The organism is Corynebacterium tuingiense (assembly GCF_046718165.1).
Taxonomy (GTDB): Bacteria; Actinomycetota; Actinomycetes; order Mycobacteriales; family Mycobacteriaceae; genus Corynebacterium.
Genome location: NZ_CP177101.1, coordinates 1,520,419 through 1,534,530, shown reverse-complemented (window position 1 = coordinate 1,534,530; position 14,112 = coordinate 1,520,419). Strand labels below are relative to the sequence as shown.

Below are 14,112 nucleotides of genomic sequence, written 5' to 3'. Positions count from 1 at the left end.
TTTAATGGCAAATTTGCTGGGCATAGTGTTTTTCGCCCTTGGCATCGGGCTGACCGTGGCACTCCATGAGGCAGGGCATATGTTTACTGCCCGCGCCTTTGGCATGCGGGTGCGGCGGTATTTCATTGGCTTTGGCCCGCGCGTTTTCTCCTTCCGCAAGGGGCATACCGAATACGGCCTTGCCGCGTTCCCGGTGGGTGGATTTTGCGATATCGCCGGGATGACCGCGCAGGATGAATTCCTTACGGAGGAAGAAAAGCCCTATGCAATGTATAAAAAGCCATGGTGGCAACGCATCATCGTTCTTGCAGGCGGTATTGGGGTTAACCTCATCCTCGGCTTTGTCATCTTGTATTTCGTGGCGATGACTGCGGGGCTACCCAACCCAGATGCCGATGTACGCCCGCGGGTAGGGGATGTAACCTGCACCGCTGACCAAAAAGAAAACCAGGAGCTGGAATCGTGCACCGGGAACGGGCCCGCTGGTAAGGCCGGTGTCCAGGAAGGCGATATCATTCTCGCGCTCGATGGCGAGCACCTTGATTCCTTTACGCAATTGCGCGATGAGGTCATGCAGCGCCCCGGCGAGACCGTGACGCTTACCGTAGAGCGAGACGGTGAGGAAAAAGACTTCTCCATCGAATTGGAAACGGTCAAGCGCCTGAATCAGCAGGGCGACTTGGTCGACGCCGGTTCGATCGGGCTGAGCAATGAGGTCCTCGACATCGTCGAGAAGTATTCAGCAACGCAGGCGGTTCCCGCAACGTGGCATTTCACCACCTATTCGCTCGAGGCCACGGTGGAGGGAATCAAACAATTCCCCGCTAAGGTACCGGGCGTGGTGGCCTCCATCTTTGGCCACGAGCGGGATGTCAACGGGCCGATGTCTGTCGTCGGTGCATCGCGGGTTGGTGGCGAACTCGTGGAGCGTTCCCTGTGGGCATCGTTCTTCATGATGCTGGCGACGCTGAACTTCTTCCTTGCTCTGTTTAATCTCATTCCGCTGCCGCCCTTTGACGGCGGCCATATCGCGGTCATCTTGTATGAGAAGATCCGCGATGGCATTCGGAAACTGATGGGCAAGCAGCCGCTGGGTCCGGCCGATTACACCAAGCTTATGCCCATCACCTATGTCATGGCGGCCTTACTTATGGCGCTGGGCGTAGTGATAATCATCGCGGATGTGGTCAATCCGATCAGGCTATTTGGCTAGGTTCGTTAGCCCCTGTGCCCGCCGCGCGGCGTGAGTAGAGCGCCCAACGCTTAGCGCACGTGTGCAGCGCGAGCGCGCACTTTAGCGCTTAACCATCTAGTGCTAGAGTGGGGACGTTCAACACTTATTGTGCAATAACATTTAGCAACGAGCCACGAGCTAGAAATAAGGAGCATTCATGTCTAGTCCTATTGGTCTAGGAATTCCTGACGGGCCTCCGCCAGTATTGCACCCGCGCCGGAAAACGCGGCAATTGCACGTAGGCCCAGTGGGCGTTGGTTCTGACTACCCAATTTCGGTGCAGTCGATGACTAATACCAAGACCCATGACATCAACGGCACCCTGCAGCAAATCGCACAGCTTACTGCCTCTGGCTGCGATATCGTGCGCGTGGCCTGCCCAAAGCCGGTGGATGCGGAGGCGCTGCCGGCCATCGCCAAGAAATCCCCGATCCCGGTCATCGCGGATATCCACTTCCAGCCCAAGTACATCTTCCAGGCTATCGATGCTGGCTGCGCGGCAATCCGCGTCAACCCCGGCAACATTCGTGAATTTGATGGCCGCGTTAAGGAAGTGGCGAAGGCCGCTGGCGATGCGGGAATTCCCATCCGCATCGGCGTCAATGGCGGTTCGCTGGATAAGCGCCTGTTGGAAAAGTACGGCAAAGCCACCCCAGAGGCGCTCGTGGAGTCCGCTATCTGGGAGGCGGGCCTGTTTGAGGAGCACGGCTTTGGCGATATCGCCATCTCCGTTAAGCACTCTGACCCAGTCCTGATGGTGGAGGCCTACCGCCAGCTGGCTGCGCAGACCGATTACCCACTGCACTTGGGTGTGACGGAAGCGGGCCCGAAGTTCATGGGCACCATTAAGTCCTCCGTCGCTTTCGGCGCCCTTTTGGCAGAAGGCATCGGCGATACGATTCGCGTCTCGCTGTCCGCCCCGCCGGAAGAAGAGGTCAAGGTGGGAGACCAGATTCTCCAGTCCTTCAACTTGCGGCCGCGCAAGCTGGAAATCGTGTCCTGCCCGTCGTGCGGCCGCGCGCAGGTGGACGTGTACAAGCTGGCGGAAGAAGTTACCGCCGGCCTCGAGGGCATGGAATTTCCCATTCGCGTTGCCGTCATGGGTTGCGTCGTCAACGGCCCAGGCGAGGCCCGTGACGCAGACTTGGGCGTGGCGTCCGGCAACGGCAAGGGCCAGATCTTCGTCAAGGGCGAAGTGGTGCGCACCGTGCCGGAAGACAAGATCGTGGAAACCCTCATTGAAGAGGCAATGCGCATTGCAGATGAGCAAGGTCTCGAAGCCGTGGACGGCGCTAAGGCCGATGTCCGCGTGACGCAGTAAGCCGCATTCTTCAACGCGCTAATTTTTAATGGACTGCCCCGCACCTCGGTGTGGGGCAGTCTTTTTTGCTGCATGCGCTGCTAATGTGCCAAAGCATGAAGAAGTTATTCGCACTGGTTGCTACAGTCTCGCTTGCTGCAACTGGTGTGGTTGCTTGTACCCCTAAGCCCGTATCTGCACAGCCGGTGGCAGAAGAGTTCATTGAAGGCATGGAGAGCCGAAATAACGAGGGCTTGGAGGAGCTTACGGATTCCCCCGATGACGCCACGCAGGCCCTCGATGATACTTATTCGGGCTTGCAGGCAGAGGGCCTCGATATTGAACTCGAGGGGGTAAAGCAGGACGAAACCGTGGCCACGGCGGATTATAAGGTCACGTGGGATCTGCCTAAGGACCGCAGCCTGAGCTATACCACGCAGATGACCTTGACCAAGGCCGAAGATGAGTGGACGGTGCGGTGGAAGCCCAGCATTATTCACCCGGACTTGGGCGCGCACCAGCACTTGGAGCTGCGCGCCTTGGAAGCCACGCGCGCCAGCGTCGTCTCCTCCAACGGGGTGGAGCTGATGAGCCCCGGGTTGAATTACCGCGTCATCGTGGATACGAGCTCGCTTTCCGATGTCCGCCCCACTGCCTCCAAGGTCAGCAGCGCCCTTGCTGCGGCGCACCGCGAGGACGACTCGATCGCGGAGGTGGACGCCAAAGAGCTCGCCGAAAAGCTGGAAAAGGCAGATTCTGCCTATTCGGTGGGCCTTTATACAGAAGAGCAGGAGTCCGTCATCCGCGCCAAGATGGAGGGGATGGACGGCGTCCGCATTAATGAAGAACCCGCGCTGGTGACCCGGGACCGCGGCCTCGCACCCGATCTCTTATCGCGCGTGCGCTCGGCCGTCAATGACGAGCTCGACGGCGAGACCGGCTGGTCCATTGCCGTCGTCAATGAGAACGGTGCGGCGCTTTCCGATGTCGAAAAGCATGCGCCCGAGGCCGCCCCTTCCATCAAGGTTGGCTTGGATTATGACGTCCAACGCGCGGCCCAAGAGGCAGTGGATCAGCGCTCGGACGCCCAGGCCATGCTGGTGGCCATCCGGCCTTCCAATGGCGATATCCTGGCTGTAGCGCAGACCGAAAAGGCAGACGAAGACGGCGACGTCGCCTTGCAAGGCCAATACCCGCCCGGCTCGGTTTTCAAGATCCTTACCGCCGCTGCGGGCGTGGAAAAGCAAGACCTGAACACGGATACCATCGTTCCGTGCCCTGGCACGATGGATATCTATGGCCGCGTGGTGACCAACTACAACGCGTTCTCGCTCGGCAATGTGCCGTTAAGCCGGGCCTTCGCCCAATCGTGCAATACCACCTTCGCGGATATTTCTACCAAGCTGGCACCCGGTGAGTTGAAGGAAACCGGCAAGAAGTTTGGCTTCGGGGTGGATTATGAAATCCCCGGGCTCACCACTACGACCGGCTCGATTCCGGAGGGCAAGGAAGTACTGGAGCGCACCGAAGCCGGTTATGGTCAGGGCCACGACCTTGCCAGCCCGTTCGGCATGGCTATGGTTTCTGCCTCTGTGGCGGCGGGAAAGACCCCAACGCCGAAGCTTATTGAGGGCCGCGAGACCAAGGCCTCGGATAAGCCGGCGCAGATTTCTGAGGACGTGTTGAATAACGTGCGCGGCATGATGCGCCAGGTGGTCACCAGCGGTACCGCTCGCGGAATACAAGCAGGCGGAACCATTTACGGCAAGACTGGTGAGGCCGAGATCAATGAAGGCTCGCACGCGTGGTTTACGGGCTACCGGGAAGAAGACGATATCGCCTTCGCCACGCTCGTCGTGCTGGGCGGTGGCTCTGAATCCTCGGTAGCCATTACGGATAACTTCTTGCGGAAGCTGGATGATTACCGCTCGCGTCCCAATGATGGCCCAGCGCCGATGGTCGAATAATCCGCAGCCTCGGACGCGATACCCGGATACTGCGCTACGCGGTATGAGGACTACCATGGGCAATTATGAGTACTCGTGGAAAATTGAAGCCAGGTAAGCCAACCCCCATCCGGCCCGTGCCAGACGACATCGAGCGCCCGGAATATGTGTGGAAAGATGAGGTACAAGAGGCCATTGGTGAGCCTTTTGTACAGTCCCCTGAAGTGATTGAGAAGATGCGGGTGGCCTGCAAGATTGCGGCCAACGCGCTGAAGGAAGCCGGCAAGGCCGTAAAGCCTGGCGTAACGACGGATGAGGTCGACCGCGTGGCGCACGAGTATATGTGTGACCACGGTGCGTACCCGTCCACCCTGGGATACCGGGGATTTACCAAGGGCACCTGTGTATCGCTTAATGAAATCGTCTGCCACGGCATTCCGGATACCACCGTGATTGAAGAAGGTGACATCGTCAATATCGATGTCACCGCTTATAAAAACGGCGTGCACGGCGATAATAACGCCACCTTCTTGGCCGGTGACGTATCAGAGGAGCACCGCCTATTAGTAGAGCGCACCAAAGAGGCAACGATGCGCGGCATTAAGGCCGCAAAGCCTGGCCGCGAGATTAACGTTATCGGCCGCGTTATCGAGTCATATGCCAAGCGCTTTGGCTACAACGTTGTACGCGATTTCACCGGTCACGGTGTAGGACCCACCTTCCACAATGGGCTAGTGGTTTTACACCACGATTCCACCACGTACCGCGACATCTTGGAACCGGGCATGACCTTGACGGTAGAGCCGATGATCAACCTGGGTTCGCTGGATTACGATATTTGGGATGATGACTGGACCGTGCAGAACCGGGACGGTAAGTTCACCGCCCAGTTCGAGCACACCTTGGTCATCACCGATGATGGCAATGAAATCCTGACCATCCCAGATGAGGATTAATCGCCAGGGTCTTTCTTAAAAAGGCTCTAGACACGGCGAAAGCCGCCTCCTTTACCACTCGCGTGAATGACTGCGCGTAGCTTAGGGAGGCGGCTTTAGCTATGGGACTTTTGGGGGCTTAGTCCCACTCGAGACCCAAGATGGCGTTTTCTACGACCTCAGGCAGGGCTGGGTGGATCCAGTACTGCTTGCGGGCAAAGTCCCGCAGGTCGATCTCGTAGGTCATCACGGTGATCAGCTGCTGGATCAGGGTGGAAGCCTGCGGGCCCATCAAGTGGGCGCCGAGGAGCTGGCCCGTCTTGCGGTCCGCAATCAGCTTGCAAATACCCGTGGTATCTTCCATGGCCCAGCCGTAGGCCACGTCGCCGAAGTTCTGAATCTTTACGGTGACATCGAAGCCCTGCTCCCGCGCTTCTTCTTCCTTCAAGCCCACAGCGGCGATCTGCGGGTGGGTGAAGATGGCGGCAGGAACGTTGTCATGCGGAAGCTCCTGCAGGTCCTCTGGGTGGAGCAGGTTGTGCTGGATGGTGCGAGCTTCGGCATTGGCGACGTGCTTGAGCATGTAGGGCGAAGAGACATCGCCAAGCGCCCATACGCCTTCTGCATCCGTGAGGCCATGAGCATCGGTGGAAACGCGGCCATTGTCCAGCAGCTTGATGCCGGCCTTGTCCACATCCATGAGATCGCCATTTGGCTTGCGGCCGGTGGCTACCAGGATGGCGTCTGCCTCGAGGCTCTCGCCATTATCGAGCTCCAGCTTTACGCCCTTGTCGGTTTCTTCCAGCTTGGTGCCATTAGCAATCCGCACATCGAAACGCTCGCGGGCAAGCTCGTTGAAGCGCGAGGAGATATCGGAATCGAGGTGGCGCAGCAAGGTCTCGCTGCGGTTGACCACGGTGACCTTGGTGCCGAGGCCATCGAAGACGTGGGCAAATTCCATAGCGATATAGCCGCCGCCCACGATGATGAGGCTTTCTGGTTGGCGGTCCATCCGCATGATGTCTTCGTTGGTGTAGTACTTCACACCGGAATTGGCGTAGACCTCAGGGATTACCGGGCGGGAGCCGGTAGCAACAACGATCTGGTCGGCGCTGATGACGTGATCGCCGGTCTGGAGGGTTTTAGGCCCAACGAAGCGAGCGTGCTCATCGTAGACGGTGATATTCGGGGTCTTGTCGCCCCGGCGGTAGTCTTCGCCGCTTTGGGCGATCTGGTCGATGCGGTTGTGGAAAACGCGCTCCACAATCGAGTTCCACTCCACGTTGTTGACCTGGGCATCGATGCTAAGGCGCTCGCCTTCGCGGGCTGCGAGGGCGACATCGGCCGCGTAGACGTACATCTTGGTGGGGATGCAGCCGACATTCAGGCAGGTGCCACCGAATCGGCCCTTTTCAATAATGGCAATCTTCTTATCGTGAAAGTCGCGGTTGGCAATGGAGTTGCCGGAACCGGTGCCGATGATGATGAGGTCGTAGTGTTCCTCAGCGGCCGGAGTATTTGCTGTATCAATTGTGGTCATATCTGTACCTTAATCCATGTGTCCAATTTGGGTATTTATGCTGGTGTGGACGCTTCCACGATGGTGGGAAGCCACGCATCGCACGCTGCGAAGGCCTCCTCTAGGGGGCGGGGGAGGGATAAAAAGACATCGTGGCGCGCACCTTCGATGGAACGCAGCGTGTAATGCGCATTGAGCTCTTTTGCCCACCGTCGGGTCTGTGTAACATCGATGATGCAATCGGCATGATTGACCGCATCGCAGTAGGGCGTGCCTAATAGCGAGCGGGTAGATTGCAGCGTCAATACGGGGACCCCGGCATTAATGCGCCCGCTGTGTATGGCATCGAAACCGTGGAAGATGGCGGCCAGCCAGCCGATATATTTCTTATGCCCGGCTAGAGGTTTCATGCCGAGGTCATAGTCCCACTCGCCGTAGAAATCACTGTGCACCGATTCGCCATAGGCGGTGAGATTGCCCCCAGGCAAGGCGGTCTTGGGTGCGATTTTGGCGGTGGAATATATCGCTGGCTTCAGCGCGGACACCGCCCAGCCGGGAACACCCATCATGTCCAGCCAAGGGCTATTGAGTATCAGACCCTTCAGGCGGGAGAAACGTTCCGGATCATGGCGGCGTAAAAAGTCCATCCACAGCGGCGCAATTAAGCCACCGGTGGAGTGGGCCATAACGAATACTTTGTCGTTTGCGATGGCATCGAGGGCCGCGGAAAGATCCGCGTTATATAAGGACAAATCCGAAACGTAGTGCCAGGACTGGCCCGGGCGGTGCGAGCGGCCGCATTTGCGGAGATCGACCGCGTAGAAATCGTAGCCTTGTGCCGCAAAGTGCTGTGCGACGTGCGTTTGGAAGAAGTAGTCAGTCATCCCGTGCAGCCATACCAAGGCCGGGCGGGAAGTGCGGGAAGGCGAGGAAGAATCGGCAGAGCCCGCCGCCGCGGAGCCTTCAGCCGAGCCTGGCATATAGCGGACGAGGGTGGTGACAACTTCCCCCTCGCCATCGGGATCGGGGCCAAGGTCGAGGGTGGCTGATTGAAAATCGGGGCCGAGCATATCGGGCCCCCATGACGGAGTTGCTGTAGCCATGACACGAGTCTAGTCAACTCTAGGGGCTCGCTACGGGAGCTGCGTGACCTGCCATTATTTCCACACAATGTGAAGTGTATTACACGACGTCCTATATTGTGGTGGCCAGGGTGGGGGAGAAAAACCAATCGAGTGGAGAAAAGCGTAAGGTAAGGCGTTAATGCGTGACACATCGGCAGGTTGTCTGTGCAAAACAGTCGCGGTGTGGGGCGCAAAGCGCTTAAAATATATGGTGCAGAATGCGCCGATGTATATAAATTTTCAATTCGAAGAGGTTATAACACAGTGTCCTCAGCAAAGAAGACAGCACAAGTTGTAGATGAGGTCGATGTCGCACTGGTCGGTGCCGGCATCATGAGCGCCACCCTGGGCGCTATGCTCCGCGAGTTGGAGCCGAGCTGGACCCAGATGATCTTTGAGCGCCTTGATGGCCCCGCCCTGGAATCCTCCTCCCCATGGAATAACGCCGGTACCGGTCACTCCGCTCTGTGCGAGCTCAACTACACACCAGAGAAGAACGGCCGCATCGATATCTCTAAGGCGATTGCAACTAACGAGAAGTTCCAGAAGTCGCGCCAGTTCTGGTCCCACCAGCTCAACAATGGCATCCTGACTGAACCCAGCGAGTTCATCAACCCAGTCCCGCACGTGTCCTTCGCGCAAGGTGAAATCCAGGCGGACTACTTGAAGCGCCGCTACGAGGTGCTGAGTGAAAAGCACATGTTCCCCGGCATGCAGTTCTCTGATGATGAATCCACCTTTGCGGAGAAGCTGCCGCTCATGGCAGAAGGCCGCGACTTTTCCAATAAGGTCGCTATCTCTTGGACCGAAGTCGGCACCGACGTGAACTTCGGCGCCCTGGCCAAGCAGTTCCTGACCGCGGCGCGCGCATCTGGCACGGAGATCCGTTACGGCCACGAGGTCTTCGATATCGACCGCGACGGAAATGACTGGAAGGTTTATTCCAAGAATAAGCACACCGGCGATATCACCGTGGTGAAGGCGAAGTTCGTCTTCGTCGGTGCCGGCGGCTACGCCCTGGACTTGCTCCGCAAGGCAAAGGTGAAGGAAGTCGCAGGCTACGCCGGATTCCCCATTTCCGGTCTGTGGTTGCGTGCCAAGAACCCGGAGCTCATTGAGCAGCATCAAGCCAAGGTTTACGGTAAGGCTGCGGTGGGTGCTCCTCCGATGTCCGTGCCGCACTTGGATACTCGCGTTATCGACGGCGAGAAGGGCCTGCTCTTTGGCCCGTACGGCGGCTGGAGCCCGAAGTTCTTGAAGAAGGGTTCCTACCTGGATCTCTTCAAGTCCATCCGCCCGGATAACATCACCTCCTACCTGGGCGTTGCCGTGCAGGAATTCGGCCTGACAAAGTACCTCATTGATGAGGTGCGCAAGGACTTCTCTGACCGCGTTGATTCCCTCCGCGAATACGTTCCGAATGCGAAGGAAAGCGACTGGGAGACCGTGATTGCCGGCCAGCGCGTACAGGTCATCAAGCCTGCAGGTGCACCGCGTTTCGGTTCCCTCGAGTTTGGTACCGCATTGGTCAATAACCAGGAAGGCAATATTGCCGGTCTGCTCGGTGCCTCTCCGGGTGCTTCCATTGCCCCAGCCGTCATGCTGGAGCTGTTGGAGCGTTGCTTTGGCGAGCGCATGATTGACTGGAGCGATAAGATTCGCGAGATGGTCCCGTCCTACGGCATGAAGCTAGCCAATGATGAGGACTTCTACAACGAGATGTGGGAATACACCCAGAAGACGCTGAAGCTGGAGCGCTAAAACGCCTTCGGCTTGAGGCTAAGTCCTCGGCCGCAAGCCCTCCGCGCAGAACGTATTGCGCGGAGGGCTTTGTGCTGCGACCCCCTGAATTCGGGGTACCAGAAAATTAGGTACCGCAGTAGGTGAGAAAACCTGCAAGCCCATTCGGGTCGGGCTGTTCGTAGGGCGGATGCGGCTCCCACGGGTGGGTCACGGCGTGGAGGAGCTCAGTAAAGGGCTTAATATCGCCAGCCTCGGCGGCGCGCAGCGCGGCTTCGACGGCCATGTTGCGGGGAATGACCCGGGGCATGGCAGCATCCACGGCATCCGGGGCGGGGTGAGTGGCTAGGTAGCTATCCAGGAAGTCCGAATCTGGGAAGAGCTCACGGGCGGGGCGGGTGTGGCCGCGGGCGGCATCGGCAAGCGCACGGTGCGCCAACGTGATATCCGGGCGAGATAGCTGCATCGCAGTAAGGTAGGCCGAGGCGACCTCGGTGGTGGAATCGAGGGCGGCGGCCATATCGGCGCGGCGCTGGGTGGCGAATTTCTCCTGGAACCCATTGATGGTCTCCTGCGCGAAGTCGACCCCGGCATTGATATCGGCATCGAAAAGCGGCACCAGCGATTCCGCGAGCCGGGCGAGGTTCCAGCCCAAGATTGCTGGTTGATTGCCAAAGGCATAGCGTCCCTGCTGGTCAATGCTGGAAAATACCGTATCGGGAGAGTAGGACTCCATAAAGGCACAAGGGCCATAATCAATGGTTTCGCCGGAGATGGTGGTGTTATCCGTATTCATCACCCCGTGGATAAAACCCAAGCGCATCCACGAAGACACGGTGGCTATCTGGCGGTCCATCACCCCCTGGAAGAATTTCCGGTAATCTGCCCCAGGATAGTGGCGCGCGATGGTGTAGTCCGCGAGATCCCGGAGGTGGCCGGACTGAGCAGCATAGTGAAAAGTACCGACCCGGATATGGCTGGCCGCCACGCGGACCAGGACGCCCGCCGGCTGCACATGGCCGCGCTGGATGGGCCGGCCGGTAGAAATCACGGCGAGGGAACGCGTGGTGGGCACGCCGAGAGCATGCATGGCCTCAGAAATCAGGTATTCGCGCAGCATGGACGAGAGGGTGCCGCGGCCATCAGCACCCAGGCGGGAATAGGGGGTTAGCCCCGTGCCCTTGGCGTGGAGATCCCACAGTGTGCCGTCTTTTTCCACCTCGCCCAAGAGCATGGCCCGGCCATCGCCCATCTGCGGGTTGAAGGAGCCGAATTGGAAACCGGAATAAGCCATGGCATGCCCGCCGCCGCGGCCCAAGAGGAAATCCAGGCCGTCTGCAGAGCGCAGCCAGTCCGTATCGAGGCCCAGCTGTCGGGCCAGCTCCCCATTGAGGACTACGAGCTTAGGATCCGGTTGTTGCTCGCCCTGCGTTGCCGCCACTAAGTCCGGCAGGTGCTTTGCATAGTCGTGGTGTAGGTTCATTTTAGACCTCCAATTGTCCTTGCACGCGGATGTGGATGCGGCCGCCAACCCAAATATCGGCGCCGTCATCGTGGATAAAGACCTCACCGTCTCTTCCCAGCTGGCTGCCCTGGCGGGCGGTGTAGCGGGTAGGGACCAACCCGCGCGAGCGCATGAATTGTGCGGCACCGCCGTTGAAGGAACCGGTGACCGGATCCTCGAATTCTGCGGTAAACGCGCGCACTTCATAAGCAGCGGAATCAGTACCCGCGCCGCTATTACACGTGCCCACCACGCCCACCTTGGGGCGGGTTGCGGCGGGCTGAACCGCGCGCACGGCCGCCGCATCGCGCAGCTGTATAAGCCGCCAACCGGGCCCATTATCCACCCAAGCGGAATCGATGACATCTGCTTCTGCGATATTCAATCCCGCGCAAGCCTCTGCAAGTTCGGCACTGCTCAGCGGCCCGCTCGCACGCAGGGGAGGTGTGGCAAAAGAATAAATTACTGCGCTTTCGCGCACGGAGATCATTCCCACCCCGCATTCCTGCACTATGGTGCCCTCCTTCTGCGGTTCATTGCCGAGCGCCCGCCAGACGGCGGCGCTACCCAAGGTGGGGTGGCCGGCGAAATCAAATTCTTCGTGCGGGGTAAAAATGCGCACGCGATAGTCCGCCGCGGGATCGGTGGGCTCGAGCAAGAACGTAGTTTCAGAAAAATTGGTCCAGTGCGCGATGGCTTGCATCTGCTGCGTCGAGAGCCCATCGGCATGGGCCACGACGGCGAGCGGGTTACCGGAAAACGCCGAGGTGGCAAAGACATCGACTTCAAAGAACTGGAGCTGCATGCCCGCCAGTCTAGTCAGCCCGGGGGATGACGCCGGCTGGTTAGTTTCTGCGCTAGCCTTGCCCTTATGTCTAAGCTTTGGCCGGATCGTGTGCGCGACTGGATTGGCCCGCCGTGGCGAATCATCATTCCCGTGTTCTTTGGCGTACTTTTGCCCAATGCCGCGAACTTTTTACACACCGATTCGCCCTTCCAGGCCATCGTCGCGGTCTTGTACACCGTCGGCATCCCGCTGGCGCTGTGGCTGCATCCCAAGCTGCAAGAAAAGTCCATTTTCTTCGTTGCCGGCACCATGACGCTGTGCATTTTCACGCCCTTGGCCTCCCTGGCAAACTTTCACGCTCCGATTTTTGCCTACACGGCATTTCTCATCGGCACGCACTCGCGCAAGCGCTTGCGCTATATCTGGCTTGCCTGGATTGCCCTCGGCTCCTTGGCCGGAACGACCGCAAGCCTATTTGGGGAAAAGTTCTTCGCGGGTAGCGACATCGGCCTGGGCGATGCGACCATGAGCCCGCTGCTTGCCTATGCCGGCACGGTCCTGCTCGGCTGGCCGGTCTTGGGCTTTTTCTACCTGCTCGGCACCAATAATCGGAAGCGCCGGGAGGGCCAACAGCTGCTCATCGAGCGCGCGGAGATGGCCGGTGCCGTCGAGCGCAACCGCATCGCCCGCGAGATGCATGACATCGTCGCCCACAACCTCGCTGGCGTCATTGCGCTTGCCGATGGCGCCCGGTTCGCCGCCGCCAAAGACCCCAAGGTAGCCACGGAGGCGCTCGATACCATCGCCTCCACCTCGCGCGAGTCTTTAAAACAGATGCGCAGCCTGCTCTCCGTCTTGCGCGAAGAGGATTCGCGCGGGGAGACCAAGGCCCCAGGCACCTCAGACATCGCCGGGCTGTTTTCGGAGGCCCGGCGCGCCGGCTTCGATATCACCGTCTACGGCATGGAAAAGCTACCCGCTGATAGCGACGAGCTCTATCAATTCACCATCTACCGCATCGTGCAGGAGATGCTGACCAATATGCTCAAATACTCCAGCCAAAATAGGGGAACCCTGCGCTTTCGCAGCGATAGGTCGGCGCTTGTTATCGAGGGGCACAACCCCATGGCACAGCCGGACGAGGACCACAGTCCCGGCTACGGGCTCATCGGGATGAAAGAGCGCGTAAAGGCCTATGGTGGCAGTGTGTCCACCAAGGCCGAGGATGGAACGTTTGCAATCACCGTGGAGGTACCGCATGTCTAATCCGGAACAGGAACCTGAGCCCATTCGCATTGCGCTTGTCGATGACCAACCGCTCCTGCGCGCCGGGTTCGCCATGCTGATCGGCTCGCAGGAGGATATGAGCGTGGTCTGGCAGGCCTCCGACGGCGATGAGGTACTGGACCTTGCGCGGCAAGAGCCCGTCGATATCATCCTCATGGACGTGCAAATGGCGCGGGTCAACGGCATTGCGGCCACGGAGGAAGTTCTCCCAGAATTCCCGGAGACCAAGGTCATCATGCTGACCACCTTTGATGATCACAACTTTGTCCACGGTGCAATCTCTGCTGGGGCATCTGGATTCTTGCTCAAAGACGTCGAGCCCGAGGAGCTGCTCTCAGCCATTCGCACCGTGCACTCAGGCGAGGCCGTGCTCTCGCCGCGCATTACCGCCCAGGTGCTCCAACAAGTCCGCAGCGAGGAGGGTGGGGATAGCGGGAAGGAGCACTCGGCTTCGCAAACCGCCGCGGCGGTACAGCCCGGCGCCGGTGCCGCGACCACCCCGCCTTCTGCGGAGCTCACCCCGCGCGAGATGGATATTTTAAGGCTCATGGCGCTGGGGTATTCCAATACCGAAATATCCGAAGAGGAATTTGTCTCCATGGCTACGGTCAAGACCCACGTGCGCCACGTGCTGACCAAGACCGGGTCCCGCGACCGCGTCCAAGCCGTGCTGTATGCCTATACCCATGGGGTGGTCACCGTAGAGGAGCTGCTTTCTCATCCCCAGGGATGAACG

At 59.1% G+C, this 14,112-nt stretch carries 11 protein-coding genes; 7 read left to right on the top strand and 4 right to left on the bottom strand.

Annotation, left to right across the window (positions count from 1 at the left end; all coding sequences use genetic code 11):
• Positions 1–4 precede the first annotated feature (4 nt).
• From ACLI1T_RS07320 to map, 4 genes are all read left to right on the top strand, one after another.
• The gene (locus ACLI1T_RS07320; protein WP_411702305.1) at positions 5–1,213 is read left to right on the top strand and encodes a M50 family metallopeptidase; all 1,209 of its coding nucleotides are present in this window, start codon (positions 5–7) and stop codon (positions 1,211–1,213) included.
• A gap of 178 nt (positions 1,214–1,391) precedes the next feature.
• Positions 1,392–2,555, top strand: a complete 1,164-nt coding sequence (ispG, locus tag ACLI1T_RS07315) for a flavodoxin-dependent (E)-4-hydroxy-3-methylbut-2-enyl-diphosphate synthase (protein WP_023022875.1) — start codon at positions 1,392–1,394, stop codon at positions 2,553–2,555.
• 95 nt (positions 2,556–2,650) lie between these two features.
• Positions 2,651–4,501 (top strand): penicillin-binding transpeptidase domain-containing protein, encoded by a 1,851-nt coding sequence (locus ACLI1T_RS07310; RefSeq protein WP_349852733.1) that lies wholly within the window; start codon positions 2,651–2,653, stop codon positions 4,499–4,501.
• Between the two features lie 65 nt (positions 4,502–4,566).
• Positions 4,567–5,436, top strand: a complete 870-nt coding sequence (gene map, locus ACLI1T_RS07305; protein WP_411702304.1) for a type I methionyl aminopeptidase — start codon at positions 4,567–4,569, stop codon at positions 5,434–5,436.
• Positions 5,437–5,554: 118 nt separating this feature from the next.
• Here map and mtr read toward each other — a convergent pair whose 3' ends face one another.
• Together mtr and ACLI1T_RS07295 are read right to left on the bottom strand one after the other, a co-directional pair.
• Positions 5,555–6,955, bottom strand: a complete 1,401-nt coding sequence (gene mtr / locus ACLI1T_RS07300) for a mycothione reductase (protein ID WP_411702303.1) — start codon at positions 6,953–6,955, stop codon at positions 5,555–5,557.
• Between the two features lie 35 nt (positions 6,956–6,990).
• Positions 6,991–8,037, bottom strand: coding sequence for an alpha/beta hydrolase (locus ACLI1T_RS07295; protein ID WP_411702302.1), 1,047 nt, complete (start codon positions 8,035–8,037; stop codon positions 6,991–6,993).
• A gap of 285 nt (positions 8,038–8,322) precedes the next feature.
• Between ACLI1T_RS07295 and mqo the strand changes: the two genes are divergently transcribed.
• Positions 8,323–9,819, top strand: coding sequence for a malate dehydrogenase (quinone) (gene mqo, locus ACLI1T_RS07290; protein ID WP_023022865.1), 1,497 nt, complete (start codon positions 8,323–8,325; stop codon positions 9,817–9,819).
• 106 nt (positions 9,820–9,925) lie between these two features.
• On the opposite strand, the gene ACLI1T_RS07285 is transcribed toward mqo, so the two are convergent.
• Together ACLI1T_RS07285 and ACLI1T_RS07280 are read right to left on the bottom strand one after the other, a co-directional pair.
• Entirely contained in the window at positions 9,926–11,281 is a 1,356-nt protein-coding gene (locus tag ACLI1T_RS07285) for a protein adenylyltransferase SelO (protein WP_411702301.1), read from the bottom strand.
• Between the two features lies 1 nt (position 11,282).
• A complete protein-coding gene (locus ACLI1T_RS07280; protein WP_411702300.1) occupies positions 11,283–12,107 on the bottom strand; it encodes a PhzF family phenazine biosynthesis protein in 825 nt (274 codons plus the stop codon).
• A 66-nt stretch (positions 12,108–12,173) separates the two neighbouring features.
• Between ACLI1T_RS07280 and ACLI1T_RS07275 the strand changes: the two genes are divergently transcribed.
• Both ACLI1T_RS07275 and ACLI1T_RS07270 read left to right on the top strand, forming a co-directional pair.
• A complete protein-coding gene (locus ACLI1T_RS07275; RefSeq protein ID WP_284630972.1) occupies positions 12,174–13,355 on the top strand; it encodes a sensor histidine kinase in 1,182 nt (393 codons plus the stop codon).
• Complete coding sequence (locus tag ACLI1T_RS07270; RefSeq protein WP_411702299.1) at positions 13,348–14,109, top strand: response regulator; 762 nt, start codon at positions 13,348–13,350, stop codon at positions 14,107–14,109. The genes ACLI1T_RS07275 and ACLI1T_RS07270 overlap by 8 nt, the downstream gene beginning before the upstream one ends.
• Positions 14,110–14,112 lie beyond the last annotated feature (3 nt).

Bases quoted from the DNA above. Each gene is read 5' to 3' on its own strand.
- ACLI1T_RS07295 (WP_411702302.1), bottom strand. From the start codon at position 8,037: ATGGCTACAGCAACTCCGTCATGGGGGCCCGATATGCTCGGCCCCGAT.
- ACLI1T_RS07310 (WP_349852733.1), top strand. From the start codon at position 2,651: ATGAAGAAGTTATTCGCACTGGTTGCTACAGTCTCGCTTGCTGCAACT.
- ACLI1T_RS07275 (WP_284630972.1), top strand. From the start codon at position 12,174: ATGTCTAAGCTTTGGCCGGATCGTGTGCGCGACTGGATTGGCCCGCCG.
- ACLI1T_RS07320 (WP_411702305.1), top strand. From the start codon at position 5: ATGGCAAATTTGCTGGGCATAGTGTTTTTCGCCCTTGGCATCGGGCTG.
- mtr (WP_411702303.1), bottom strand. From the start codon at position 6,955: ATGACCACAATTGATACAGCAAATACTCCGGCCGCTGAGGAACACTAC.
- ispG (WP_023022875.1), top strand. From the start codon at position 1,392: ATGTCTAGTCCTATTGGTCTAGGAATTCCTGACGGGCCTCCGCCAGTA.
- ACLI1T_RS07270 (WP_411702299.1), top strand. From the start codon at position 13,348: ATGTCTAATCCGGAACAGGAACCTGAGCCCATTCGCATTGCGCTTGTC.
- ACLI1T_RS07280 (WP_411702300.1), bottom strand. From the start codon at position 12,107: ATGCAGCTCCAGTTCTTTGAAGTCGATGTCTTTGCCACCTCGGCGTTT.
- map (WP_411702304.1), top strand. From the start codon at position 4,567: ATGAGTACTCGTGGAAAATTGAAGCCAGGTAAGCCAACCCCCATCCGG.
- ACLI1T_RS07285 (WP_411702301.1), bottom strand. From the start codon at position 11,281: ATGAACCTACACCACGACTATGCAAAGCACCTGCCGGACTTAGTGGCG.